The 24,809-nt window shown below is 55.4% G+C and carries 22 protein-coding genes, 2 tRNA genes and 1 riboswitch; of the genes, 18 read left to right on the forward strand and 6 right to left on the reverse strand.

Annotated features, from left to right (window positions below; genetic code table 11):
• Positions 1-99 precede the first annotated feature (99 nt).
• From QOT07_RS16180 to lptG, 7 genes are all read left to right on the forward strand, one after another.
• Positions 100-825 carry a nucleoside/nucleotide kinase family protein gene (locus QOT07_RS16180; protein WP_112349511.1) on the forward strand — a complete coding sequence of 242 codons (726 nt, stop codon included), beginning with the start codon at positions 100-102 and terminating at the stop codon, positions 823-825.
• Positions 826-855: 30 nt separating this feature from the next.
• Positions 856-1,611: a nucleoside/nucleotide kinase family protein gene (locus tag QOT07_RS16185; protein ID WP_207978487.1), complete on the forward strand. Its 756-nt coding sequence runs from the start codon at positions 856-858 to the stop codon at positions 1,609-1,611.
• An 89-nt stretch (positions 1,612-1,700) separates the two neighbouring features.
• On the forward strand, positions 1,701-3,038 hold the full coding sequence (locus QOT07_RS16190) for a lipopolysaccharide biosynthesis protein (protein ID WP_099064777.1): 1,338 nt from the start codon (positions 1,701-1,703) through the stop codon (positions 3,036-3,038).
• Positions 3,035-3,877, forward strand: coding sequence for a hypothetical protein (locus QOT07_RS16195; RefSeq protein WP_283603551.1), 843 nt, complete (start codon positions 3,035-3,037; stop codon positions 3,875-3,877). Before QOT07_RS16190 ends, QOT07_RS16195 begins: the two co-directional genes overlap by 4 nt.
• 62 nt (positions 3,878-3,939) lie before the next feature.
• Positions 3,940-4,506: a YtfJ family protein gene (locus QOT07_RS16200; protein ID WP_283603552.1), complete on the forward strand. Its 567-nt coding sequence runs from the start codon at positions 3,940-3,942 to the stop codon at positions 4,504-4,506.
• A gap of 70 nt (positions 4,507-4,576) precedes the next feature.
• Entirely contained in the window at positions 4,577-5,647 is a 1,071-nt protein-coding gene (lptF, locus tag QOT07_RS16205; RefSeq protein ID WP_283603554.1) for an LPS export ABC transporter permease LptF, read from the forward strand.
• Positions 5,644-6,723, forward strand: a complete 1,080-nt coding sequence (gene lptG / locus QOT07_RS16210; RefSeq protein ID WP_283603555.1) for an LPS export ABC transporter permease LptG — start codon at positions 5,644-5,646, stop codon at positions 6,721-6,723. The genes lptF and lptG overlap by 4 nt, the downstream gene beginning before the upstream one ends.
• 152 nt (positions 6,724-6,875) lie before the next feature.
• Here lptG and QOT07_RS16215 read toward each other — a convergent pair.
• Positions 6,876-6,965 (reverse strand) — tRNA-Ser (locus tag QOT07_RS16215).
• Between the two features lie 92 nt (positions 6,966-7,057).
• On the opposite strand from QOT07_RS16215, the gene mtfA reads away from it, so the two are divergent.
• Positions 7,058-7,846: a DgsA anti-repressor MtfA gene (gene mtfA, locus QOT07_RS16220; protein WP_219016626.1), complete on the forward strand. Its 789-nt coding sequence runs from the start codon at positions 7,058-7,060 to the stop codon at positions 7,844-7,846.
• 102 nt (positions 7,847-7,948) lie between these two features.
• A tRNA-Asn gene (locus QOT07_RS16225) sits at positions 7,949-8,024 on the forward strand.
• A gap of 49 nt (positions 8,025-8,073) precedes the next feature.
• On the opposite strand, the gene QOT07_RS16230 is transcribed toward QOT07_RS16225, so the two are convergent.
• On the reverse strand, positions 8,074-9,126 hold the full coding sequence (locus QOT07_RS16230) for a LacI family DNA-binding transcriptional regulator (RefSeq protein ID WP_413501813.1): 1,053 nt from the start codon (positions 9,124-9,126) through the stop codon (positions 8,074-8,076).
• A gap of 207 nt (positions 9,127-9,333) precedes the next feature.
• Between QOT07_RS16230 and QOT07_RS16235 the strand changes: the two genes are divergently transcribed.
• From QOT07_RS16235 to QOT07_RS16250, 4 genes are all read left to right on the forward strand, one after another.
• Entirely contained in the window at positions 9,334-10,362 is a 1,029-nt protein-coding gene (locus tag QOT07_RS16235; protein ID WP_085117452.1) for an ABC transporter substrate-binding protein, read from the forward strand.
• Between the two features lie 107 nt (positions 10,363-10,469).
• Positions 10,470-12,695, forward strand: a complete 2,226-nt coding sequence (locus QOT07_RS16240; RefSeq protein ID WP_283603556.1) for an ABC transporter permease — start codon at positions 10,470-10,472, stop codon at positions 12,693-12,695.
• Complete coding sequence (locus QOT07_RS16245) at positions 12,692-13,753, forward strand: ABC transporter ATP-binding protein (protein WP_219016628.1); 1,062 nt, start codon at positions 12,692-12,694, stop codon at positions 13,751-13,753. The genes QOT07_RS16240 and QOT07_RS16245 overlap by 4 nt, the downstream gene beginning before the upstream one ends.
• A gap of 24 nt (positions 13,754-13,777) precedes the next feature.
• On the forward strand, positions 13,778-14,566 hold the full coding sequence (locus tag QOT07_RS16250; RefSeq protein WP_283603557.1) for an inositol monophosphatase family protein: 789 nt from the start codon (positions 13,778-13,780) through the stop codon (positions 14,564-14,566).
• 49 nt (positions 14,567-14,615) lie between these two features.
• On the opposite strand, the gene gap is transcribed toward QOT07_RS16250, so the two are convergent.
• The 3 genes from gap to QOT07_RS16265 form a co-directional block, all read right to left on the reverse strand.
• On the reverse strand, positions 14,616-15,626 hold the full coding sequence (gene gap, locus QOT07_RS16255) for a type I glyceraldehyde-3-phosphate dehydrogenase (protein WP_099064789.1): 1,011 nt from the start codon (positions 15,624-15,626) through the stop codon (positions 14,616-14,618).
• A gap of 79 nt (positions 15,627-15,705) precedes the next feature.
• Complete coding sequence (locus tag QOT07_RS16260; protein WP_283603558.1) at positions 15,706-16,680, reverse strand: GlxA family transcriptional regulator; 975 nt, start codon at positions 16,678-16,680, stop codon at positions 15,706-15,708.
• A 77-nt stretch (positions 16,681-16,757) separates the two neighbouring features.
• Positions 16,758-17,780 carry an LLM class flavin-dependent oxidoreductase gene (locus tag QOT07_RS16265; RefSeq protein WP_283603559.1) on the reverse strand — a complete coding sequence of 341 codons (1,023 nt, stop codon included), beginning with the start codon at positions 17,778-17,780 and terminating at the stop codon, positions 16,758-16,760.
• Between the two features lie 180 nt (positions 17,781-17,960).
• Positions 17,961-18,063: riboswitch (TPP riboswitch) on the forward strand.
• A gap of 63 nt (positions 18,064-18,126) precedes the next feature.
• Between QOT07_RS16265 and QOT07_RS16270 the strand changes: the two genes are divergently transcribed.
• From QOT07_RS16270 to QOT07_RS16285, 4 genes are read left to right on the forward strand one after another with little or no spacing between them, the layout of a single operon-like run.
• Positions 18,127-18,807 (forward strand): TenA family protein, encoded by a 681-nt coding sequence (locus tag QOT07_RS16270; protein ID WP_207978266.1) that lies wholly within the window; start codon positions 18,127-18,129, stop codon positions 18,805-18,807.
• Positions 18,804-19,559, forward strand: a complete 756-nt coding sequence (locus QOT07_RS16275; protein ID WP_207978264.1) for an ABC transporter ATP-binding protein — start codon at positions 18,804-18,806, stop codon at positions 19,557-19,559. The genes QOT07_RS16270 and QOT07_RS16275 overlap by 4 nt, the downstream gene beginning before the upstream one ends.
• Positions 19,556-20,323 (forward strand): ABC transporter permease, encoded by a 768-nt coding sequence (locus tag QOT07_RS16280; protein WP_085117461.1) that lies wholly within the window; start codon positions 19,556-19,558, stop codon positions 20,321-20,323. Before QOT07_RS16275 ends, QOT07_RS16280 begins: the two co-directional genes overlap by 4 nt.
• A 16-nt stretch (positions 20,324-20,339) precedes the next feature.
• The gene (locus QOT07_RS16285; RefSeq protein ID WP_283604375.1) at positions 20,340-21,275 is read left to right on the forward strand and encodes an ABC transporter substrate-binding protein; all 936 of its coding nucleotides are present in this window, start codon (positions 20,340-20,342) and stop codon (positions 21,273-21,275) included.
• Between the two features lie 65 nt (positions 21,276-21,340).
• Here the strand turns inward: QOT07_RS16285 and QOT07_RS16290 are convergent, their stop codons facing one another.
• Positions 21,341-22,072 (reverse strand): transporter substrate-binding domain-containing protein, encoded by a 732-nt coding sequence (locus QOT07_RS16290; RefSeq protein WP_283603561.1) that lies wholly within the window; start codon positions 22,070-22,072, stop codon positions 21,341-21,343.
• Between the two features lie 291 nt (positions 22,073-22,363).
• Here QOT07_RS16290 and opgB point away from each other — a divergent pair, with 291 nt between their 5' ends.
• Positions 22,364-24,667 (forward strand): phosphatidylglycerol--membrane-oligosaccharide glycerophosphotransferase, encoded by a 2,304-nt coding sequence (gene opgB, locus QOT07_RS16295; protein WP_283603562.1) that lies wholly within the window; start codon positions 22,364-22,366, stop codon positions 24,665-24,667.
• The last annotated feature ends 142 nt before the right edge of the window (positions 24,668-24,809 follow it).

Here is a 24,809-nt window from a genome sequence, read left to right on the forward strand (position 1 = left end):
CAAAAATAAATTTGATAATTATCGAGATAGAGCACAATAAATACCTTGAACCCAAGACTGATTACAATACAATGGTTTCTTTGTATTGGACCCATTACTGTGAGTCAACAGACAATATCCATTGCTAATCATCCCCCTGTGCGCGTAATAGCAATAACGGGTTGTGATGGTTCAGGAAAATCGACTTTGGCTGCCAGTCTGGTCAATCATCTATCAGCGCAAGAGCCGACGGAATTACTTTATCTCGGCCAGTCTTCGGGACGTATAGGAGAATGGATCAGCGGCTTGCCCATTATTGGTGCACCCTTTGGTCGTTATTTACTGGCGAAGTCTGATCGTGTTCATGAGCACCCTTCAACACCTCCTGGCAATGTAACGGCGCTGGTGATCTTTTTATTGTCATATTGGCGAGTTTATAAGTTTCGCAGAATGTTGGCGAAAAGTCGCAAGGGGCAATTGCTGGTGACGGATCGTTACCCACAAGCGGAAGTGGCGGGTTTTCGTTTCGATGGTCCGCAACTTGCAAAAACGGTTGGCGGTAATCGTTGGGTACAAAGGTTGAGAAAACATGAGCAAAAGCTGTATCAGTGGATGGCGTCTTATCCACCTTTCTTATTGATTCGTCTCGATATTGATGAAAAAACCGCGTACTCACGTAAACCCGATCATAAGCTTTCGGCTCTGCGTGAAAAGATTGCCGTCATCCCTCACCTTACGTTTAATGGCGCAAAGATACTGGATTTAGATGGGCGCGAGCCGGCGAGTAAAATTCTCGATGAGTCACTGCGTGCAATTCGAACCTCACTGACGACGTCAGAGGTTTAGTCTTTTGATGACCTTTTCATGCTGAAAAAAATGCAAAAAAATAAATCAAATACACAAAACGATCCCTCATCTGCATGCATTACCGGCCTTATTGCGGTGGTAGGCAGCGACGGCACTGGAAAGTCCACGCTTACCGCCGATTTGGTCAAAAATCTGCAAAAATACCGGACAACCCAGCGTCGTTATTTAGGGCTTATCTCCGGGGAGGATGGCGATAAAATTAAGCGCCTGCCTTTCATTGGCGTATGGCTTGAACGGCGCCTGGCCGCCAAATCTGACAAGACTCAGCGCATGAGCAATAAACCACCGGCACTCTGGGCGGCATTGATTATGTACGGTTTTTCATTGTGGCGCGCGGCCAATTTACGCAAAGTACAGCGTCTGGCACAGAGTGGGGTATTGGTGATCAGCGATCGTTTTCCACAGGCAGAAATTTCCGGTTTTTACTATGACGGACCGGGCATTGGTGTGGAGCGCGCAAAGGGCTGGCTAATGACTCGTTTAGCGGCTCGTGAACGACGACTGTATCAGCGGATGGCTTTATGCCGCCCCGAACTTATCATTCGTCTTGATATTGATGTCGATACCGCCTTTTCACGTAAACCCGACCACAGTTATGAAGAACTGAAGGACAAAATTTCAGCCATGGTTCGGCTAGAGTATAATGGCTCCAGAATTATCGAGTTGGATGCCAAAGCCCCCTACGATGAAGTACTGGAAAAAGCACTGAATGCGATAACTTCAGTTTCAATGCTTCCATCGCGTACCCATTCCACTCTCGGCTAGCGAAATCACTCTTATATGCCGGGATCCCAACAATATTACTCATTCTCAAGTCAGAGTGGGTACATGTGGTTAGTATGGCTGGTTTGACTATGAAGCATTGGTTTTCCGATGGTGCTTTTCGCTCCATCTTACGTAACGCCGCCTATTTAGGCTCCGGCAGTGTGGCTAGTGCATTGCTTGGGTTACTTGCGCTTTCTTGTGCCGGTAAAGGCATGTCGCCCGAAATGTTTGGTGTACTTGTAATCATTCAGGCTTATACAAAAGCGATCAGTGATTTTATCAAGTTTCAGACATGGCAATTCGTTGTTCAATTTGGCACTCCCGCATTAGAACGCCAAAACATTCAACGCTTTCGTGACGTCATTTCATTTTCATTCGGTCTGGATATCGCGAGCGGAACCATTGCCGTGCTTGGCGGTATGTTATTACTCCCCTTCCTCTCTCACGCCTTAGGCTTGGATGAGGAAAGTTTTTGGCTCGCCATTCTTTACTGCACATTAATCCCGTCCATGACGTCGTCAACCCCTACGGGGATTTTGCGGGCGTTTGACCGCTTCGATCTGATTGCCGTTCAGCAGGCTATAAAACCCTTTTTGCAGGCGATCGGAAGTGTCCTGTCTTATTATTTTGACCTGGGATTTCCGGGTTTTATCATCACATGGTATGCCTCCAACTTAATCGGAGGAACCCTGTTTTGGTGGTTTGCCGCGCGTGAATTACGCCGCAGGGATATTCATAATGCGCTGAAACCACGGCTATTTAAGACCGCACGCCGCATTGAGGGCGCCTGGAATTTCGTATGGACAACCAATTTTGCACATACGATTTGGGCTACGCGTAACTCGTGCAGTACCGTTTTAGTTGGCGTCGTTTTGGGTCCGGCAGCGGCTGGGTTGTTCAAAATTGCAATGACCTTCTTTGATGCCACAGGCACCCCGGCCAAGTTGCTGGAAAAGAGCTTCTATCCTGAGATCATGCGCCTGGATCCTCGCACGACAAAACCCTGGCTACTGGGCCTCCGATCGGCATTGTTAGCCGGAGGTATTGGCCTCGCCGTGGCCCTTCTGGTGATCGTCGTTGGTAAGCCATTAATTTCAGTTGTTTTCGGTTACCAGTACTTGCAAGCCTATGATTTAATCCAAATCATGCTGGGTGCCATTATCGTGTCCATGCTGGGCTTTCCTCAGGAGTCCCTATTGTTTATGGCAGGTAAACAGCGGGCTTTCTTGATAGTGCAAACCATCGCCGCAGTCTCATACATTGGGCTCTTAATCGTCATGTCTCATATCTTTGGTGTGCAAGGCGCGGCATTCGCTTATTTGGCAGGCCAATGTCTAGACGTTTTGTTGACGCTAATTCCGACTATAAGTGCTTACCGTAATCGCTATTTACTGGGATTCAATGTATCCAGAGAGAGTAATCAATGACTAATAGCAGCAACAGGAAAAAATTCTCAACAGAAACGATCCAATTACTGTTTACTGCGGTAGAGACAGATGACATCGTTGAGGCGGATATCCATTTACCTCAGCATATTGACTTGCAATGTTCCTATGAGAGCATTCAGGATAATTATGCCTTGTGTCTGCAGTTTTGGCAGGACGGTTTCACCCGACAGGAGCTATTACGCTTAGTCAATGATTTTCTTAAAGATGTAGAATTATCTGCGGCAACGCGTATGCGCTATAAGTATATTCGTGCGCGTTATAAACATTTACGCTTTGCTCAGCGCCTTTACAGCAAGCAGCATAATTCCAGTCATCTTTTTCACTTAACAACCGTAGTTCTTGGGCATTTTCAGGATGCTTTTCGCAACGGCAATAAAGAGAACCTTAAACTCTACGGTAATATTCTCCGGATCCTCCTCAGCAAGCCGATTTGGTCGCTGGTGAATTATGCTTTGCGTCATATTCACTTAGAAACCGAGAGCAATTTTATTGCGTATCGCCAGGAGCAAATGCGCGAACTTCAGAGGCTAATTGCTGATCCACAGCTCACTGGAAAGCAGTTCCACGATGTGCGGAAAATTATTAGCCAACAAGTCTCATTTTACGACACGCTGAGATCTATAGATCCCAGCAACCGGGAAGCCCGTCAGATTTCCAGATTTTTGGCCGCTATTAATGGGTTAATGGGAGATCGGCATGATGTGATGGTGGCGGATAAACTGGCCGGTGGGAAATCCTATGATGAGCCAACGATGCTGGATGTCGATATTCGCCAACGTCTGGAGTTACTTCTCGAGCGATATCCTATGCAACTTTAGCCGCAATGGGAGATTACCACCCTCCTCTGCAGCCACAATTTCTATACATTATGGTTATTTTCATGACGTTATGTAGATTACTGACAATTTCGCTGCTGCTGTTCCCACTGGTCACATCAGCGCATAATTTTGTTCAGGGTGAACCTGTCGCACCGGTAGTCATAGCCGATCGCGGAGAGTTACTGCTTGAAAATGACAATTTTCGCTATAAGAAATGGGGTAGTTCAGAACTGACAGGAAAAGTTCGCGTCATCCAGTGCATCGCCGGCCGCACCTCTGCCAAGAAGAAAAACTCGATGCTGATTACCGCCGTCAAGGAAGCGAATTTTCCGAACGACCGTTTTCAGCCGACCACTATCGTCAATACTGACGATGCAATTCCGGGCTCGGGCTTCTTCGTGCGCAGTAAAATTGAGAAAAACAAAAGGCATTATCCCTGGGCACAATTCATTGTCGATAGTCATGGGCTGGTCCATAACGCCTGGAAGCTGCCAGAAGAAAGTTCAACAATTGTAGTACTGGATAAAGCAGGACGCGTCCAATGGGCAAAAGATGGAGCTCTGACCCCGGATGAGGTTAATCAGGTGATCGCCCTGCTGCGAAAGCTGATTGCCAATGATAAATCATGAAGAAAAACGTGCTGGAAGCGGGCCTTTTCTCAGCAAACATGCGTTTGATATTAAGGGATATAACTAGCTTATGGCTTTGATTGAGCGCTATATCATGGTTGAAATCCGCCGATTAGTGATGATCATCGTGGGTTTTCTCATCTTTATGTTTGCCAGCTACTCAGCCCAACGGTATCTCACAGAAGCTGCCAATGGGACATTGGCTCTGCAAATCGTATTTGATGTCGTTTGTTATAAGATATTGATTGCATTGGAGATGCTTCTACCAGTAGGCCTTTATGTTGCCGTCGCGGTTGCGCTGGGCCAGCTCTACAGCGATTCTGAAATAACCGCCATTCACGCCTCTGGCGCCAGCCCGTGGCGGCTATACAAAGCGGTATTGGTACTTGCCATTCCTCTGGCCCTGTTAGTAACACTTCTTTCTCTGTACGGCAGGCCCTGGGCTTACGCCAATATTTATCAGTTGGAACAACAGTCACAATCCGTGCTGGACGTGAGTCATCTGCAGGCGAATAAGTTTAACGTTAATGGCAGCGGCAGAATGATCCTCGCCTCTCGTATTGACCCAACGTCAAATCATCTTACAGACGCATTGATTTATTCACGCTCGACCAACAACACCAGTTTATATCGGGCTCATTCGGTTGAAGTTATAGACCCTTCACCTTCAAGCCCCTCCGTGATGCTAAAATCCGGAACCGCCTATGTGTTAGATCGCCAAGGCACAGATGATAACATGCAGAATTATAATAATTTAAAAATATCGCTTAAACCTTTTATTGAAAGCATAGAAGTCAAGCGGAAATCAGCATCATTGGCAGCGTTATCACGCTCCACTGACCCTGCGGACAGGGCGGAATTACAATGGCGGGAAAGTCGTGGTATCAGCACCCTACTGATGGTGTTATTGGCGATTCCATTAAGCCGCATAAAACCTCGCCAGGGTCGCTATACAACACTGCTCCCCCTCACGCTCTTATTTACCGCTATTTTTTATGGTGGGAATATCTGCCGTACGTTGGTGGCTAACGGTACTCTTCCCATTACTCCAGGTGTCTGGTTAGTCCCGCTATTAATGTCCATTGGCCTGTTAATTCTAATTGCACGTGATTTCTCACTGCTACGGAAACCATTTCGATGAATATCTTCAGTCGTTATTTGATCCGTAATCTCTTTATCGGATTTGCAGCCGCTGCCGGATTGTTAATTCCATTATTTACCACCTTTAATCTGATCAACGAGCTAGAGGACGTCACTCCCAATGGATACCACTGGACTCAGGCTCTGTTAGTTGTGTTAATGACATTACCCAGAAGCCTCGTTGATCTCGGCCCGTTTATCGCCTTGCTGGGTGGCATCGTCGGACTTGGACAACTGTCAAAAACGCTTGAATTGACGGCGATGCGTACCGCTGGCTTTTCAATATTCAAAATTGCTTTGGTGACTCTTTATGCCGGCCTTTTTATCAATCTGTCATTAGGTGCTCTCGACGAGTGGGTAGCCTCACCGATGCAGCAACAGGCCCAGGAACTTAAAGACACCGCCCTGGCTAAAACCAATAATACCGCTGACTCCGGCAATGCCTTGTGGGCCAGAAGTGGCAATGAATTTGTTACCGTAAAATCCCTGGATAAGCAAAACCAACCCGTCGGGATTGAGATATTTCGCTACCAATCCGACCTCGCCCTTGAATCCTACGTTTACGCTGAAAAGGCTACCACCGCCAATAACGGACTGTGGACCTTGCATCAAGTCATGCAAAAACAATGGAAAAACAAGAAAGAAGTCGTACAAACCTATGATGATTTACCCTGGCAATCTCTATTTGCCGGGATGAACCTGAAAGGCCTGACCATGCCTGTTGATAGCTTCTCTACCAAACAACTGAAGCAGTACATTCATTATCTGCAAAATTCAGAACAACCCAGTAATGAATATCAGATCGCTTTATGGCAAAAACTAGGCCGACCAATTTTAGTCTTGGCCATGATTTTATTAGCCATCCCATTCACCTTCAGTATTCCACGTGCGCCAGGGTTGGGTAGCCGTTTAGCCATTGGTGTCATTGTTGGGCTGCTTACGTATATCATATACCAGATAATTCTTAACCTTGGATTGCTGTTTTCTCTCAACGTTCAATTAACGACCCTTGCCCCACCTATTTTATTGTTGATGGTATCTTTAGCGCTGGTTCATCGATTTAATAAGCAACATTAAAATATATCCCAATCGCGGATTGTTGTTAAACAACCGATAGGTAATATCCCAAGGTTTGAATAGATAAAAATGTTAATCCAGAGTCTGGTCTGGATGAAGATGCTATGTGTGACGGGGATCGTTGAAAGAATTTTAGCTAAGTGCTTGAATAATGGCGGAGAGAGGGGGATTTGAACCCCCGGTAGAGTTGCCCCTACTCCAGTTTTCGAGACTGGTCCGTTCAGCCGCTCCGGCATCTCTCCTTCAAGTGCTTGCTATCATGCCCCTTTTTGCGGCATTTTTACAGGGTTAGCCTCCTGCCGAATGTTCAAGTGACGACTTAACGAGCAATGCGATGATTAAATGGCCGTGGAAAACGCATCAACCGCAGGCGGAAACGCTTGCCCAGTGGCAAGACGCGCTGGCTATTCCCCTGCTCTCTCCACTGGATGAGCAGGAACAACAGCGGCTGATTGCCGTTGCCGGGCAAATTTTACAACTAAAACGCATTGTCCCCTTGCAGGGGCTGGTGCTGACCTCACAAATGCAGGCACGTATTGCCCTGCTGTTCGCTTTGCCGGTGCTGGAACTGGGGGCCGAGTGCCTCGACGGTTTCAATGAGATCCTGCTCTACCCTACGCCGTTCGTGGTGGAGGACGAATGGCAGGACGACTTCGGCCTGGTTCACTCCGGGCCGGTGGTGCAGTCCGGTCAAAGCTGGGAACAGGGGCCTATCGTGCTTAACTGGCAGGATGTGCAGGACTCTTTTGATCTCTCCGGCTTTAACCTGGTGATCCACGAAGCGGTGCACAAGCTGGATATGCGCAACGGCGGCAGCGCCACCGGCATCCCACCGATTCCGCTGCGCGATATCGCTGCCTGGGAACATGACCTACATGCCGCGATGGAAAACCTGCAGGATGAGATCGACATGGTCGGCGAAGAGGCCGCCAGCATGGACGCCTACGCCGCCACCGATCCGGCCGAATGTTTTGCGGTACTGTCGGAGTATTTTTTCAGTGCGCCCGAGCTGCTGGCCAACCGTTTCCCACTGCTGTACCAGCATTTCTGCCGCTTCTATAAACAGGATCCGCTGGCACGCTTGCAGCGGTTGCAGGCCGAAGATGGCGCAGAATTGCCATAAGCCGACCCGCATTGCTCATATGCTGAGCAGTCGCACCGAATCGGCGATTTTAGCGTTGACACATTCTGGGTGGCTGGATATGATGCGCCCCGTTCAGACAATTCCTCTGTAGTTCAGTCGGTAGAACGGCGGACTGTTAATCCGTATGTCACTGGTTCGAGTCCAGTCAGAGGAGCCAAATTCGAAAGACCCGCTTAAGGAAACTTAGGCGGGTCTTTTGCTATGGGTCATCCTCCCCGGATGGTCTCGCGCCAGACAAAATCGGCATGGTACAGCCGGGTTTCACCCGGCATCTCGTGGCCCAGCGCCGGCATCATACTCTCCTCTTTCTTCTCTTCCGCCATCAGCCAGGCAACCGAATCCTGAGCAAATAACGCCACCGGCTGGGTAAAGGTGGTGAGGTTGTAAGAGGACCAGGCCGCCTGGGGAATATCGTCGTAGCCCGCCACGCAAAGATCTTCTGGAATACGCAGTCCAAAGCGGTGACGCGCCTCGTCCATAAAGCCACAGGCCAATAAATCCGTGACGCAGAACACCGCATCGGGGCGCTCGCGACGGGTCAACAGCCGGTGCGCCAGGATCTGACCGCTCTCATACGACGTCGTGCCAAAGCGCTCGACGCTTACCTGCAGCCCCGCCTCTTCCGCCGCCTGCAGAAAACCGCGTTCACGCGCCATCAGGCTGGGCGTCCCGGCCAATGAGTTGGCAAAAGCGATGCGTTGGCAGCCCGCTCGGGCAAACGCCATCACCACCCTGCCGGCCGCCTCTTCGTTATCCAGCCGGATACTGAGTGAGCCGGGCAAGGTGTCATTACGGTTGATCAGCACCAGCCGCTGGCCGTGTTTATGGCACAGACGGGCAATGGCGCTGTCCGGCATGCCGGAAAGCACAAAGGAAGCATCGGCACGGAAGTTGATCGCCTGCTGCAACGCCTGGGAGACGCTGTCATCGGAGCGATCGGTGTTAATCAACATGGCGATCTTGCCCGCATCCTGCAAATGCTGGGTCAGCAAGCGGACCAGGCTGGCTCGATAGGGGGTCGCCAGTTCCGAAACGACCAGGCAGACAATGCCGCTGCGGTTACGCACCAATCCCCGCGCCAAGTGATTCACGTGATAACCCAGTTCTTCAGCCGCCCGCATCACCCTTTCGCGGGTGGCCGCCGACACGCTGGCACCGGGCGTATAAGTCCGCGAAACCGCCGAGCGGGAAACCCCGGCCAACTCCGCTACGTCTTTCGCACTGATCATCGCCTTGTCCATCGCCATCTTCACATCCATCCGTTTCGCATTCTGAGAAAAGTTTGCCGCACTTTGCAAAGCTGTGCAAATTTTTGTCGGTAAAAATGTTTCATTTTTGTGACGAGTAGGTTGAATTGTTTCACTGCGCGATTGACAGCGCAATTTATATCCTCTAGTTATTTGCACACACGTGCAAAAAGAATAGGCGACAACGTATCGCCACCCTACACAACCAAGGAGAACACCATGCATCGCGTTACTCTGATGGCGGTCCTCGCCGCCGGCTCTGCACTCTCTGCCCTGCCTGCTCACGCAGCCGGGAAACTGAATATGATCTGCTCCGCCGACGTCGTGGTCTGCGAGCAAATGACCAATCTGTTTGAGAAACAACACCCGGATATCAAAGTCAGTATGGTGCGCCTCTCCGCCGGGGAAGCCTATGCACGTATTCGTACCGAAGCCCGTAACCCACGCACCGATATTTGGTGGGCCGGCACCGGCGACCCGCATATGCAGGCCGCCGACGAAGGGTTAACCCAGCCCTATAAATCCCCGCTGCTTGATCAACAGCACGACTGGGCGCGTAAACAGGCAGAAAGTGCCGGCTACCGCACCGTCGGTGTCTACGCCGGGGCGCTGGGCTGGGGGTACAACACCAAGTTGCTGGCAGAGAAAAAACTCAAGGTTCCGGCCTGCTGGAGTGACCTGCTGGATCCGGCCTACAAAGGCGAGATCCAGATGGCCAACCCGAACTCGTCCGGCACCGCTTACAACACCCTCGCCACACTGGTGCAAATCATGGGTGAAGAGCCGGCCTTCGACTACCTGAAAAAGCTCAACGCCAATATTTCACAGTACACCAAATCCGGCTCAGCACCGGTGAAAGCGGCTGCTCGCGGTGAAACCACCGTCGGTATCGTGTTTATGCATGATGCCGTCGCGATGCAGGTCGATGGCTTCCCGATCAAGGCGGTCGCCCCTTGCGAAGGCACCGGCTTTGAAATTGGCTCGATGTCGATCGTTAAAGGCGCACGCAACCTCAGCCAGGCCAAGGTGTGGTACGACTGGGCGCTCAGTGCCGATGCCCAGTCACACATGAAAGACGCCAAATCCTTCCAGTTGCCGTCCAATCGCAACGCGGCGATTTCCGAATATGCGCCACGCTTCGAGAACATCAAACTGATCGATTACGACTTTAAAACCTACGGCGCGACAGAAAAACGCAAGGCACTGCTCAGCCGCTGGGATAAAGAGATCGGCGCCAGCGCCCAATAATTCACGCCCTTTTCCTCCCATATGTGACGCGCTCTGCGATAAACCGGGCGAGGCAACCCTCGCCTGTACAAAGCGCGGTAACGGAAATATGAACTCTCGAGGTTACGATGAATGCTCAAAACCGCCGCCTTGACGGGGCCCTCGTGCTGGGCGCACTGGCCGTGTTATTGCTGCCCTGGTACAGCCAGGAAGCCGGGTTCTTCGACTTTGGCTGGCTCAGTACTCTGTGGCAGGATCAGGCAAGCGCACCTGCGCTGTGGCAAATAATCACCTTTCAACGGCCCTGGCTGCTGATTGCTCTGCTGATGCTACTGGTTTGCGCACCGGCTCGTCTGTTGCCGGTGAGTCGCCTGCGTTCGCAATTGCTGATGGGGGCCAGCGTCATCGGCATCCTGTTTTTGCTGTTTGAAGGCCATGCCATTGGCTACAGCGGCTGGAACTGGCAGTGGAGCGAACAGCTGTTTGGCGCGCTCAGCGACGGCCAACCCGCCTTTGGCGCCGGTGCCATTTTGCTGATCACCACCTTTTTGCTGCTGCTCTCTTTTGCGCTGGCCGAACGCGGCGTGCTGAAGGGGGATGCCTTTGTGGTGGCCGCCATTGTGTTGCTGGTCGCGCTGGTGACCACCTTCGTGCTTTATCCGGTGCTGAGCATGTTTGTCTCATCGGTACAGGACGTGGATGGATCGTTTAAGCCCGACGGTCTGATCGCCAATATGCAGGATCCGGCCATCTGGAGTCTAGGCTGCCTGAAGGGCGGCAGTTGCGGCACCGCCTGGCGCACCCTGACGCTGGCGCTGATGACCGCCAGCGGCTCTACGCTACTCGGCCTGGCTTTTGCGCTGGCCGCCACCCGCACGCCGCTGCCGTTCAAAAAAGGGCTGCGCCTGCTGACCATACTGCCGATCATCACGCCGCCGTTTGTGATTGGCCTGGCGCTGATGCTGTTGTTTGGCCGCGCCGGGGTGGTCACCGAACTGCTCGCCAGCCTGTTTGGCATCGAGCCCGGCCGTTGGTTATACGGCCTGACCGGCATCTGGATTGCTCAGGTGCTCTCCTTTACCCCGATTGCCTTCCTGGTGTTGATTGGCGTGGTGGAAGGAGTCAGCCCCTCGCTGGAAGAAGCCTCACAGACGTTGCGCGCTAACCGCTGGCGCACTTTCCGCTATGTTTCACTGCCGCTGATGGCACCCGGCCTGGCCAACGCCTTCCTGATCAGCTTTATCGAAAGCATGGCGGACTTCGGTAATCCGATGGTGCTGGGGGGCAGCCACGGCGTGCTGTCGACCGAGATCTTCTTCTCGGTGGTCGGGGCGCAGAACGATCCAAGCCGCGCCGCCGTGCTGGCCATCATCCTGCTGTGCTTTACCCTCAGCGCCTTTATTTTGCAGCGCCTGTGGCTGGCAGGGAAAAACTTCGCCACCGTCACCGGCAAAGGGGACTCCGGCACGCACTGCGGGCTGCCACGCGGCTTGCGCTATGGCGTGTACGCGTTGGTGATCCCCTGGGGTCTGTTCACGCTGGTGGTTTACGGCATGATCCTGATCGGCGGCTTTGTCCAGTCATGGGGGTTGGATAACAGCCTGACGCTGGGGCATTACGCCCGCGCCTTCGGTTTCCAGTGGAACAACGGCCAGATAGCCTGGACCGGCGTCGCCTGGAACTCGTTCTGGACCACCCTGGAGATCGCGCTGATCGCCGCGCCGCTTACCGCCATCGTTGGCCTGCTCACCGCCTGGCTGATCGTGCGGCAGAAGTTTGCCGGTCGTCAGACCTTTGAGTTTATGTTGATGCTCAGCTTTGCCATCCCCGGCACGGTGATCGGCGTCAGCTACATCATGGCTTATAACCTGCCGCCATTGGAAATCACCGGTACTGCGCTGATCCTGGTGGCCTGCTTTGTGTTCCGTAATATGCCGGTCGGCGTACGCGGCGGGATCGCCGCCATGAGCCAACTGGATCGCAGCCTGGATGAAGCCTCGCTGACGCTGCGAGCCAGCAGTTTCCGCACCCTGCGCAAAGTGATCCTGCCGCTGCTGAAACCCGCCATCAGCGCAGCACTAGTGTATGCCTTCGTGCGGGCCATTACCTCGATCAGTGCGGTGATCTTCCTGGTCAGCGCTCAGTACAACATGGCCACTTCCTACATTGTCGGGCTGGTCGAAAATGGGGAATACGGCGTGGCTATCGCCTACTCCTCGGTGCTTATCGTGGTGATGCTGGCGGTGATCCTCACCTTCCAGCTGCTGGTTGGCGAACGTCGCCTGCGCCGCGCCATCACTGCCACTCCGCCGGTGACGCCACCCGCGGCCTTACATCAGGAGAATGCCCTATGACCGCCATTCGTTCCGGCTCGGTGGTGTTTGAAAACGTCACCAAACAGTTTGCCGACTTCACCGCCCTGCCCGGCCTTTCGCTCACCGTCGAACCCGGTACGCTGGTGACGCTGCTCGGTCCTTCGGGCTGTGGCAAAACCACCACCCTGCGCCTGTTGGCCGGTCTGGAGCACCCGACCTCGGGGCGCATTCTGATTGGCGGCAAAGACGTCACCCATCTGCCGGCCAATGAGCGCGACGTCGCCATGGTGTTCCAGTCCTACGCGCTGTTCCCGCATATGAACGCGCTGGACAACGTCATGTACGGCCTGCTGGCCAGCGGGCTGTCACGTAAAGAGGCGCAGGATCGGGCGCGCGAAGGGTTAAAACTGGTGGGTCTGGAAAATATGGGCCAACGCCTGCCCGCCGAACTGTCAGGCGGCCAACAGCAGCGCATCGCCGTGTCGCGCGCACTGGTCCTGGAACCCCAGGTGCTGCTGCTCGATGAGCCCTTATCCAACCTTGACGAACGGCTGCGTCGCCGAGTGCGCACCGAGATCCGCGATTTGCAACAGCGCCTCGGCTTCACCGCAGTGTATGTCACCCACGATCAGGAAGAAGCGCTGGCGGTTTCCGATAAGATTATCGTCATGAAAGAAGGGCATATTGCTCAACAGGGTGCGCCTCAGGAGCTGTATCACTCGCCGGCTTCAGTGTTTATTGCCGACTTTATGGGTGAGGCTAACATCCTGCCCTGCGACATTGAGCGGGTAGACAACGGCGAAGCGCTGATCACCCTCGGCAGTCGTCAGTATCGTGTACCGGGTGCCAAAGCGCGCCCCGGTGCTGCGCAGCTTTCGGTGCGGCCACAGTTTATTACCTTACAGCCCGAGCAGAGCGGCGCATTAAACGGTGAAGTGACCCACAGCGCCTGGTTGGGGGACCATATCGAATATGAAGTGAAAACCGATCTCGGCGCGTTGTTTATTGTCGATGTGCAGATGGAACGCCAGCTGACGCCGACCACCCGCGTGGCCATTGATTTCAAATCTCAGGGACTGGCGCTGATTGCCCAGTGAACCTCAATACCTTAAGGAGCAAAGATGAATGAGTCCATTTCCCAGCGTTTGACGCTGGCCGAACAGGCGGCACGAGCAGCGGGCAACAAAGCGCTGGACTATTTTAACCGCCGCGAAAGCCTGGTGATCGAAACCAAACGCGATGCGCAAGATGTGGTATCGATCGCCGACCGCGAAGTTGAACTGCTGATCCGCGAGCAGATAGCCCGCCAGTTCCCGGACGACGGCTTTCTGGGAGAAGAATTTGGCCTGCAGCCTGGTGATTCTGGCTACACCTGGGTGGTAGACCCGATCGACGGCACCAGCCCCTTTGTTAACGGTATGCCGAACTGGTGCGTGTCGATTGCGGTGATCCATCAGGGTGAGCCGGTGATCGGGGTGATCGTCGCCCCCTGCCAGCAGGAATGTTTTGTCGCGGCGCGCGGCGCGGGTGCTACCCTCAACGGTAAAACGCTGCAGGTGGACCCACAGCGCACCATGCAAAACCACGTCACCGGCTTTGGTGCCAACAGCTATGTGACACCGGAACGCGTTGGGGAAATCGCTGCCCAGATCACCGCTGTCGGCGGCAATTTCTTCCGTAACGGTTCCGGCGCCATGATGTTAGCCTGGGTGGCCGCAGGACGATTGGTGGGTTATTACGAACCTTATATGCATGCCTGGGATTGTCTGGCGGGTTACTGCCTGGTCAACGAAGCCGGTGGCTGGACCCATGCATTTAACACCGAAGGGGAACATTTGCTGCACGGCGGGCCGGTGCTGGCGGTCGCGCCAGGGGCCAAACAAGATTTAATGCGCATCGCGCAGCTGTAAATTGGCTGGATTTCAACATCGGGGCGCAGCCTGCAGCGCCCCTACTCGTCTATAACCCGCGTTTATCCATCAATACCGCCAGATCCACCAGCCGGTTAGAGAAGCCCCACTCGTTATCATACCAGGCCAGGATCTTGACCAGCTTGCCGCCAATGACCAGCGTGGAAAGCCCATCAATCACGGAAGAGCGTGGATCGCCTCTGTAGTCGCTAGACACCAACGGCTCATCGCTGTAGCCAAGAATATCCTTGAGAGGGCCGGATTCGGCTGCCTGGCGGAAAGCGGCGTTGATCTCTTCCACCGTCACCTCACGTTTCAGCGTGACCGTCAGGTCAACAATAGACACCACCGGTACCGGCACCCGCAGCGAGTAACCGGTCAGACGGCCCTCCAGCTCCGGGATCACCTTGCCGAGCGCTTTGGCCGCGCCGCTGGAATAAGGCACAATCGACTCTGCTGCGGCGCGGGCACCGCGTAAGTCTTTTTCCGGTTGGTCATGCAATGCCTGACTGTTGGTGTAAGCATGGGTGGTATTCATCAGGCCGTATTCAATGCCGAAAGCCTGATGCAATACCTGAGCGGCGGGTGCCAGACCGTTAGTGGTGCAGCTGCCGTTACTGACGACAAAATGTTTGGCCGGATCGTATTGCTGATGGTTAACACCCAGCACCAGGGTAATGTCGTCGCCTTTGGCCGGTGCCGAGATAATGACTCGCTTGGCTCCGCCTTTCGTGATGTGCACTTCAGCCTTGGCTTTGTCGGTAAAGAAACCCGTCGCCTCAATCACCACCTCGACACCCACGCTGCTCCATGGGATGGCCGCCGGATCTCTTTCGGAGAATACATGAATCGGACGACCATCGAGCAGCAACTGGTTTTCACCGGCTTCAACCTGGGCGGCCAGAGTGCCCGAAAGCGAATCGTATTTGAGCAGGTGCGCCAGGGTTTTGCTGTCGGTCAAATCGTTAATCGCCACGACTTCAAAGTCATCGCGACCTAATGCCGCACGCAAAACATTCCTGCCGATCCTGCCGAATCCATTAATGCCTACTTTGACCATGATCTACTCCTTCGTTATTGGCTCTGCTGCCAATTTAAGCCTGAGGGATGTGTGTCGTAAATGACGTTTACAGATCAATTTAGGCCAAAGTACGTGCATGAAAACGTTCGCGGTACTCGGTCGGGGTCAGCTGCAAATGCCGTTCGAAGACACGCCGCAGATTGAGGCTATTGCCGAAACCGCTGGTGAGGGCAATTTGCTCAATGCCTGCCGAGCTCTGTTCCAGACGCTGTCGGGCGCTGTACAAACGCCCTTCTTCGACAAATTTGGCCGGAGGAATACCGGCCTCACGCGTGAACACGCGGGTAAAGTTGCGTGGGCTCATGGCAACCCGTTCGGCCAGTTTCTCGACGGAAAGATCTTCCGCCAGATTTTCCAGGATCCAGCACTGGAGATCGCGGATTGGGCCGGGGGTTTTAGCCTGATTTAACGGGTAACGGCTGAACTGCGCCTGCCCGCCGGGCCGACGCAAAAACATCACCAGGTCCTGCGCCACTTCGCGGGCCTGAGTAAAACCGTAATCGTCTTCCACCAGCGCCAGCGTCAGATCGAACCCGGAGCTGACGCCGCCGGAGGTCCAGACACTGCCGTCCTGCACATAGATCGGCCCATTTTCGACCAGCACTTTGGGGAAACGAGATTGCAAGGTGTCCAGCAACCGCCAGTGCGTGGTGGCACGACGGCCATCCAGCAACCCGGCTTCAGCAAGCAACAAGGCCCCGCCACAAACGGAGGCAATTCGGCGCGCTTTGGGTGCGGCACGACGTAGCCAATCCACCACAAAAGCACTTTCTTCCTCGGTCGCCCCTTTGCCGGTGACGATGATGGTGTCACGCGCTTGTTCTGGATCCAGATCGCAAAGGCGATGGTCGGCCAATAGGTTCAAGCCGGAGGACCCATGCACCACGCGGTGAGACTGGGTAGTGACTATCGCTATCTGGTAGAGCGGCGCGTCATCAGGCCTCAAGCGGTTGGCTTGCATCAGGATGTCGGCGATCCCCGCCGACTCAAACAACATGCCCCCTTCAGGGACGATAATCAGAAATGTATGCATGTCGTTAAAATACAAATTGAGCAAAATAAGTCAAGCCCGCCGCAGAAACCTCAGGCGGGCTTTTGGCTATGACCTAATTAGCGCCAGTCCAGCGCAGGGGCGATATGGGTCAGGATCGACTCAATCACATGGGCGTTATAATCAACACCCAGCTGGTTTGGCACGGTCAGCAGCAAGGTGTCCGCCTCGGCAATTGCTTCGTCCTGCGCCAGTTGTTTGATCAACAGCTCCGGCTCGGCGGCATAGCTGCGGCCGAATATCGCCCGGGTCTGATCGCCGATATACCCCACCTGATCGCCGTCTTGCCCGCTATTGCCAAAATAGTTGCGATCCCGCTGGTCCATCAACGCAAAGATGCTGCGGCTGACCGACACGCGGGGTTCCCGTTTATGCCCGGCGACCTTCCAGGCTTCGCGATACGCGCGGATCTGCTTCGCTTGCTGCACGTGGAACGGTTCGCCGGTTTCGTCGTTTTTCAGCGTTGAGCTTTGCAGGTTCATCCCCAACTTCGCCGCCCAAACGGCCGTAGCGTCTGAGCTGGCGCCCCACCAGATGCGATCCCGCAGTCCGGCGGAGAAAGGCTCCACCCGCAGCAAGCCCGGTGGATTCGGGAACATCGGCTGCGGGCTAGGTTCGGCGAACCCTTCGCCACGCAACGCATCAAGCAGCACTTCGGTGTGGCGGCGCGCCATATCGGCTTCGGTCTCGCCTTCGGCCGGGGTATAGCCAAAGTAACGCCAGCCATCAATCACCTGCTCGGGAGAGCCGCGACTGATGCCAAGCTGCAAGCGCCCGCCTGAAATCAGGTCGGCGGCGCCGGCGTCTTCCACCATATACAGCGGGTTTTCATAACGCATGTCGATCACGCCGGTGCCGATCTCAATGCGCTGGGTTTTGGCACCGATGGCGGCCAACAGCGGAAATGGCGAACCAAGTTGGCGCGCGAAGTGGTGTACGCGGAAATAGGCCCCGTCCGCCCCCAGCTCTTCTGCCGCGACGGCAAGATCGATGGATTGCAACAGTGCATCGCCAACCGAGCGGGTGCCCGACTGCGACGAAGGCGTCCAGTGACCAAAAGAGAGAAATCCAATTTTCTTCATGGGTAGTGTCCTTAGAGTGAATTATGACCGGAATACAGTGACAAACATGCCCCCCTGCAAGCCAGAAAAATTGTATTGGACCGCACTAAACGAACCGTTTTCGGCTAGGAAAAACCTTAACGCCGGGTGCCCGTGGCCGCCGCACGGGCATTGTAATCAAAAAGTAAATATCGTATAACAGGCTCCTCCGAGGGGTGTCCTGTCAAGGGCTGAGATGGCGTAAGCCGAACCCTTTGAACCTGATCTGGGTCATGCCAGCGAAGGGACGGGTCGGCAATAACACCATCAGTTATTGCCCGTTCTTACCTCAGCACGCCCGGATCTCCACTTAATTTTTGGAGGTCCCATGTTTACCCCCCAATTCGACGACGGTCTTTACGGACGGCTACGCCAACAGGCCGGTAGCCACTGGCAGGACTATGTCGCTCATCCCTTTATTCAGCAACTGGCCGCCGGTACCTTGCCGGAACCCGCTTTCCGTCGCTACCTGACCCAGGATTATCTGTTTCTGATCCACTTTGCCCGCGCCTACGCGCTGCTGGTCAGCAAGCTGCGCACCCTGCCGGAGATGCGCGCAGCCACCGCCTCGCTCAATGCGATTGTCGCCGAACTGCCTTTGCATCTGGCCTACTGCGCCGACTGGGGGCTGAGCGAGCCGCAGATTGCCGCCGAACCCGAGGCAGCGGAAACCCTCAACTACACCCGCTATGTGCTCGATATCGGCCACGCCGGTGATGCTCTGGATCTGCTGGCGGCCCTGCTGCCCTGTGTCGCCGGCTATGCCGAGATTGGCCTGCGCCTGCTCAACGACCCCGCCACGGTGATGGAAGCTAATCCTTATGCCTCGTGGATCCGCAACTATGGCGATCCGGCCTATCTGGCCGGGGTGCAGGCCGCGCTCGACCTGCTGGAAAACGTTGGCCGCCAGCGTGGGGCTGAGAGCCGCCTGGCCGAGCTGTCGGTGATTTTCACCACCGCCACCCGGCTGGAATCCGCCTTCTGGCAAATGGGGCTGAATGCCCAATGAGTATAGGCAATGCGCAGCACGATGGCGTCCGGCCGGGTATTCAGGTGCGGGATTTAACCCTGCGCTTTGGTCAGCAGGTGATTTTCGACCGGCTTAGTTTTGATATCGCAGGCGGCAGCTTTGTCGCCCTGCTCGGTGCCAGCGGGGCGGGGAAAACCAGCCTGTTAAAGATTATTGCCGGGCTGGCGAAACCCACTTCCGGTACGGTCATCGGCAGCGATGGCCAGCCGATTGCCGGGCGCATCGCCTATATGGGGCAAAAAGATTTGCTCTATCCGTGGCTGACCATTGACCAGAACATTAGCCTCGGCGCGCGGCTACGCGGTGAAAAGGCCGATCGCCCCTGGGCGGAGCACCTGCTGGAACGCGTGGGGCTGAGTGGTTATGGCAACACTCTGCCTGCCGCGCTGTCCGGTGGCATGCGCCAGCGCGCCGCCATCGCCCGTACCCTGTATGAACGCCAGCCGATTGTGCTGATGGATGAACCCTTTTCGGCGCTGGACACCATAACCCGCGCCATGATCCAGACGCTGGCCGCCGACCTGCTGGCGCAGCATACCGTGTTGCTGATTACCCATGACCCGATGGAGGCCTGCCGCCTTAGTCATCGCCTGCTGGTGCTGTCCCGCCACCCCGCCGGTATCGACGATAGCCATATTATCGAAGGTCTGCCGCCGCGCGCACCGGACGATCCTCAACTGCTGAAAAGCCAGAGTGAGTTACTGCTGCAACTGGTGAGGGCCGCCGGATGACACCGCAGGTAGAAAGCCGCCTGTCACGGATGCGCCGCAGCCTGACGGTGTTTGCCGGCCTGTTACTGCTGTGGGGGCTGGTCACTTTGGGCGATATTCCCGCCTTTTTGCTGCCGTCCCCCTCTGCGGTAGCGCAGGCGCTGTGGAATGACCGGGCCTACCTCGCTTATCACACGCTGATCACCGCCGCCGAGATCGCCTGCGGCCTGCTGGCCGGGGTGTTACTCGGTGCCGTGCTGGCGCTGTGCATGATTTATTCCCCACGGCTACAACGCTGGCTGATGCCCCTGGTGCTGACCAGCCAGGCGATACCGGTGTTTGCGCTGGCCCCCCTGCTGGTGCTGTGGTTTGGCTTTGGCATGAGCGCCAAGGTGGTGATGGCGGTGCTGGTGATCTTCTTCCCGGTCACCTCGGCCTTCTTCGATGGGCTGCGCCGGGTCAATAACGATTATCTCGATCTGGCCCGCACCCTGCGCGCCTCCCCCTGGGCCCAACTGCGGCACGTGCGGCTGATGGCGGCGCTGCCGGCCTTTGGTTCCGGGCTGCGGATGGCCGCTGCAGTCGCCCCGATTGGCGCGATTATCGGTGAATGGGTGGGCTCGGCGGAGGGGCTGGGTTACGTGATGCTTAACGCCAACGCGCGCATGCAGACCGACGTCTGTTTCGCCGCGTTGTTTATTCTGGTGCTGATGACCGTCTTGCTTTGGGTGACGGTGGACGCGCTGCTGCTGCGCCTGATCAACTGGGCGCCGGAACATGACTGAAAATAAGGGATCCACCTTGATTAAAAATACCCTGTGCGGCCTGATGCTCAGCACCACGCTGGCCGGGCAAGCCACCGCCGCTGAAAAACTGACGCTGGTGCTCGACTGGTATATCAACCCTGACCACGCGCCGATTATGGTGGCCGAGCAGATCGGTGCCTTCAAGGCCGAAGGGCTGGACGTCAAGATCGTGCCGCCTTCCGATCCGGCGCTGCCACCGCGGCTAGTGGCGGCAAAACAGGCCGATCTGGCGATCACCTATCAGCCACAGCTGCATTTCTTCGCCGATCAGGGCCTGCCGTTGGTGCGCGTAGGCACCCTGATTAATTCACCGCTGAATACCGTGATTACGCTGGATAAAAGTATCACCACCCCGGCGGGTCTTAAGGGCAAAAAAATCGGCTACTCGGTCAGCGGTATCGAACAGGCCACGTTGGCAACCATGTTCAAACATGAACACCTCAAGCCTGACGACGGCAAGTTGATCAACGTTAATTTCCAACTGACCAGCGCCCTGATGGCAGGCCAGGTTGATGCGGTGATTGGCGGTTATCGCAATATTGAAGCGCTGGAACTCAAGCTGCAGGGCAAGGATCCGGTGGTGTTTAACGTGGAAGACTACGGGGTTCCGGCTTACGACGAGCTGATTATTGTCGCCAATCGCGACGCGGTGACCGAGCCGAAAATCAAAAAATTCCTCGTGGCACTGAAAAAAGGCAACGACTACCTGCAGGCCCACCCGCAGGAAAGCTGGCTGGCCTTCGCCAAGGCCCACCCGGAACTGAATACCGAGCTGAACAAACAGGCCTGGCAAGCCAGCCTGCCATTGTTCGCCCGCGATCCGGCCAGGCTGGATAAAGCGCGCTATCAGGCCTACGAACAATTCCTGTTCGACAATAAGCTGATCAAGAAAATCACCCCGGTAGAGCAGTATGCGGTGGAGCTGCACTAAGGGCTCGCATTGCCTGTTTCCCCTCCCCTAACCTTCTCCCCTGGGAGAAGGTATATTTTGCACTATCAGGCAGAGGGGGCCAGGGTCACATCCCCCTGGCCGCTGCGCTGCAGGGCCTGCTGCACCAGTCCGTTCGCCTTGCACCGCTCCACAAATTCGCGCACATAGGCCGCCCCGGCTGTTTTTTCTCGCGGCACTGCCATCGCCTGGTGGATCGCGGTGAAGTGCCCGGCCAGCACCCGGTAAGCCGGATTTGCCGCTGCGGCGGCCAGCAAGGGTTGACGCACACCTGCTACGGCATCCAGGCCCTGCTCCAGAAACAGGGTTATCGCCTCGGCGGAGGTCTCTGCTCGCACCAACTGCGCATGCTTTAAGGTGCGCGACAAATACAGGTCATAGGCCGCGCCCTTGCCCACCGCGATGCGCACCTCAGGCCGATCCAACTCGGCCACCTGCTGCCAGGGTGACGCCTGTGCCAGCAAATAAGTGCCTTCAATGATCACATAAGGCGCGCTGAAAGCGATTTGTTCCGCCCGCACCGGCTCGATAGCCATAAAGGCCACATCCCAGGCCGAGGTTGCCAACGCGGCGAAAACCTTGCCCGCCGCGTCGTAAGTCACCAACTCCAATGCCACGCCCAGTTCATGCGCCAATGCGCTGGCTAAAACCACGGACACGCCCTGCGGTTCGCCATCCGGCCCCGTCTGCGCCAAAACCGGATTGCCAAGATTGATCGCCGCGCGCAGGACACCCTGTGGGGCCAGGTCAGCAAGTACGGCTGCGGGAATAGGGTCCATGGTTATCTCCTTAATAATGAGTCACCGCGCCTCTTCAACGCGTCCCATTAATGTTATAGCCCAATATCGGCTGAGCAACATTTAACCGTGGCTCCCCCTGGAGACGTGACTGGTGTCACAGTATTGTCACAAAAATGACCAATCGCCCCCCGCCGCACCGGGCCGCTGCAAACACGCATTGACCCTGTCGCGGTCAATGCGCTATACCCTTCCTCTTTCGCGCTGTGCGCGGTTCAGCCGCGTTTCTCAGGGCAGTTAAGATTTTCTTTTTAATCAGACAGGGTACGGTGGATGGTTTCAGCATTAATTTCGTTTGCACTTTTTTTAGCCTCAATTCTCATCTACCGGACCCGGGCCGCCGCTAACCGCTGGTGGCTGGCCGCCCTGCTGACGCTGCTGGGCAGCTATCTGATCCTCAACGTGGTGCTGATCGCCAGTAACTACTTTACCGGCGACGGCATTACCGATGCGGTGCTCTACACCCTCACCAGCAGCCTGAAGGGCGCCGGCGTCGGCAAATATCTGCTGCCGTTTATTGGGCTGTTGGCGGTATTGGCGTTGATCTTCTCCGTGCTGACCTGGAGCCTGGTGCGCCGCAAGGCCAAAAGCAGCAGCGTGGTATATAGCGTGCTTGCCGTACTGCTGGCGCTGTTTTCCGTCGGCACCACCCCGGCCTTTCAGGATATTTCCCTGCTGGTCAGAAGCCAGATTAGCGGCGACACCGCCGACTTTGATACCTACTACAAAGCCCCGAAGAAAAGCGTACAGGGTAAGGCGCCGAACCTGGTGTATATCTACGCCGAAAGCCTGGAAAGAACCTACCTGGATGAGGATGTTTTCCCCGGCCTGGCCGATGAACTGAATCAGCACCGTGAAAACAGCATCGACTTCAGCAACACCCAGCAGTTGCCGGGCACCGGCTATACCATTGCCGGAATGGTGTCTTCACAGTGCGGTATCCCACTGTTTGCCCCCTTTGATGGCAACGCCTCCAGCGCGGTGTCCACCTTTTATCCGGAAAACGTCTGCCTGGGTGACGTGCTGAAATCCGCCGGTTACGACAACTACTTCTATCAGGGTGCCGAACTGGCCTTTGCCGGTAAGGACACCTTCCTGAAATCGCACGGTTTTGATCATGCTTACGGCTTCAAGGAATTGCGCGGGCAGGTCAGCGACCCTGGCTACAAGAATGACTGGGGCTGGTACGACGATACCGTGCTGGATCTGGTGTTCGACAAGTTTGTCGAGCTGTCGAAACAGGATAAAAAGTTCTCGCTGTTTGCACTGACCGTCGACACCCACCATCCGGACGGTTTCATCTCCGCCAGTTGCAGCAAAAAGTCGTTCAGTTGGCAGAACAAGGAAAACCGTTCGCTGAGCGCGGTGGCCTGCAGCCAGCAGCACATTGCGGCGCTGATCGACAAAATCAAAGCATCCGACTACTTCAAAAACACCGTCATCGTGGTGTCCTCAGATCATCTGGCGATGAACAACACCGCCTATGACATTCTGACCAAACAGAAACGCCGCAACCTGTTCTTTATCATTGATGGCACCCACCCGCAGACCGCGCTGCATAACGAAAAGCGCAGTACGCTGGACAACGGTGCCACGGTGCTGGATGTGATGGGCGGCGATAACTACATCGGCCTCGGCCGCAGCAGCCTGTCCAGCCCAACGCTGGCCACCGTGTTCCTGAATATTGATGAAAAGATCAACGCCTGGAAACCGGCGGTGGTGAAGCAATGGGGCTTCCCCAACAGCATTAGCAACTTTAGTCTGGACGACCAGGGCAGCCGTTTTAGCTTCTCTGGCATCACCTTTAAGGTGCCGTTTATCCTGAAGGTAACGGACAACAAAATTGAGCCAATGTTTAACGTCTACCTGTCCACGCCGCTGAAGAAACAGCTGGCCGGTCTGGGAGCAGGTGAAAAATTTGTCTGGGTCGACAAGTGCTATGAAATCGGTCGGGTGTGGGCACCGGAACTGGCGCTAAGCACCGAAACCTGCGTCGCCTCCGGCAATCTGGCCGCCCCACCGCAGATTGTGCAGGCCAAAGCGGGCAGTTATCGCGGCAAGGTCAACTTTACTGCGCCAGAAGCGGACAGCGTTGCCGCTTACCAACAGGCCGTCGAGCGGCTGAAAGTGGACGACAGCGCGGTTAAATATCACGCGGATGCCATCGCCTTTATGCTGCCGGGGATGCCGGAACAGGTGAAGGCCATCACCGGCGTTTCCAGCATCGAGGATTGGGGCCGCTGGTCAGACGCCAATCTGGCTCCGACGGTGAACATTGACTACGTTGACCCACTGCCATCCGCCTTCGATCTGGTGCTGCGCGCACGCGCTTACGGCAAAAATGTCGGTGAGCCGATCTCGGTACGCGTTGGGGATCAGGAGCAGTTTGTGACGCTCACTGAGCAGGACACCACCGTGACCCTGCGCTTCGACAACCCCGGCGGTGCGCAGAACATCAGCATCACGCCACCGGCACCGACCGAGCCGCAGGAAGGTGCCAGCGGGGGCTTTATACCGAAAAAACTGGGTATTGGCCTGGTCTCGCTGAAGGTCGAACAGGCCGCCCCCGCTTCCTGATCATCTCCTTGTTGGGGGCGAATTTATTCGCCCCCAACAGCAAATCTACCGGGCGCAGATTTGAACGCTGCGTTTTCTTTCCTCCGGTTCTATTTCTGCAAAGCTTTTGCGCCCATCTTCAGCTAACCTGTTGCTGTGAATT

It is taken from the genome of Serratia proteamaculans, assembly GCF_949794035.1.
GTDB lineage: Bacteria > Pseudomonadota > Gammaproteobacteria > Enterobacterales > Enterobacteriaceae > Serratia > Serratia proteamaculans.

Excerpts from the sequence above, each read along its gene's own strand:
- QOT07_RS16230 (WP_413501813.1), bottom strand. The coding sequence starts at position 9,126 with ATGGATGTGAAGATGGCGATGGACAAGGCGATGATCAGTGCGAAAGAC.
- QOT07_RS16275 (WP_207978264.1), top strand. The coding sequence starts at position 18,804 with ATGAGTATAGGCAATGCGCAGCACGATGGCGTCCGGCCGGGTATTCAG.
- QOT07_RS16280 (WP_085117461.1), top strand. The coding sequence starts at position 19,556 with ATGACACCGCAGGTAGAAAGCCGCCTGTCACGGATGCGCCGCAGCCTG.
- QOT07_RS16235 (WP_085117452.1), top strand. The coding sequence starts at position 9,334 with ATGCATCGCGTTACTCTGATGGCGGTCCTCGCCGCCGGCTCTGCACTC.
- opgB (WP_283603562.1), top strand. The coding sequence starts at position 22,364 with ATGGTTTCAGCATTAATTTCGTTTGCACTTTTTTTAGCCTCAATTCTC.
- QOT07_RS16290 (WP_283603561.1), bottom strand. The coding sequence starts at position 22,072 with ATGGACCCTATTCCCGCAGCCGTACTTGCTGACCTGGCCCCACAGGGT.
- QOT07_RS16200 (WP_283603552.1), top strand. The coding sequence starts at position 3,940 with ATGACGTTATGTAGATTACTGACAATTTCGCTGCTGCTGTTCCCACTG.
- QOT07_RS16240 (WP_283603556.1), top strand. The coding sequence starts at position 10,470 with ATGAATGCTCAAAACCGCCGCCTTGACGGGGCCCTCGTGCTGGGCGCA.
- QOT07_RS16245 (WP_219016628.1), top strand. The coding sequence starts at position 12,692 with ATGACCGCCATTCGTTCCGGCTCGGTGGTGTTTGAAAACGTCACCAAA.
- mtfA (WP_219016626.1), top strand. The coding sequence starts at position 7,058 with ATGATTAAATGGCCGTGGAAAACGCATCAACCGCAGGCGGAAACGCTT.
- gap (WP_099064789.1), bottom strand. The coding sequence starts at position 15,626 with ATGGTCAAAGTAGGCATTAATGGATTCGGCAGGATCGGCAGGAATGTT.
- lptG (WP_283603555.1), top strand. The coding sequence starts at position 5,644 with ATGAATATCTTCAGTCGTTATTTGATCCGTAATCTCTTTATCGGATTT.
- QOT07_RS16270 (WP_207978266.1), top strand. The coding sequence starts at position 18,127 with ATGTTTACCCCCCAATTCGACGACGGTCTTTACGGACGGCTACGCCAA.
- lptF (WP_283603554.1), top strand. The coding sequence starts at position 4,577 with ATGGCTTTGATTGAGCGCTATATCATGGTTGAAATCCGCCGATTAGTG.
- QOT07_RS16190 (WP_099064777.1), top strand. The coding sequence starts at position 1,701 with ATGAAGCATTGGTTTTCCGATGGTGCTTTTCGCTCCATCTTACGTAAC.
- QOT07_RS16265 (WP_283603559.1), bottom strand. The coding sequence starts at position 17,780 with ATGAAGAAAATTGGATTTCTCTCTTTTGGTCACTGGACGCCTTCGTCG.
- QOT07_RS16260 (WP_283603558.1), bottom strand. The coding sequence starts at position 16,680 with ATGCATACATTTCTGATTATCGTCCCTGAAGGGGGCATGTTGTTTGAG.
- QOT07_RS16250 (WP_283603557.1), top strand. The coding sequence starts at position 13,778 with ATGAATGAGTCCATTTCCCAGCGTTTGACGCTGGCCGAACAGGCGGCA.
- QOT07_RS16195 (WP_283603551.1), top strand. The coding sequence starts at position 3,035 with ATGACTAATAGCAGCAACAGGAAAAAATTCTCAACAGAAACGATCCAA.
- QOT07_RS16185 (WP_207978487.1), top strand. The coding sequence starts at position 856 with ATGCAAAAAAATAAATCAAATACACAAAACGATCCCTCATCTGCATGC.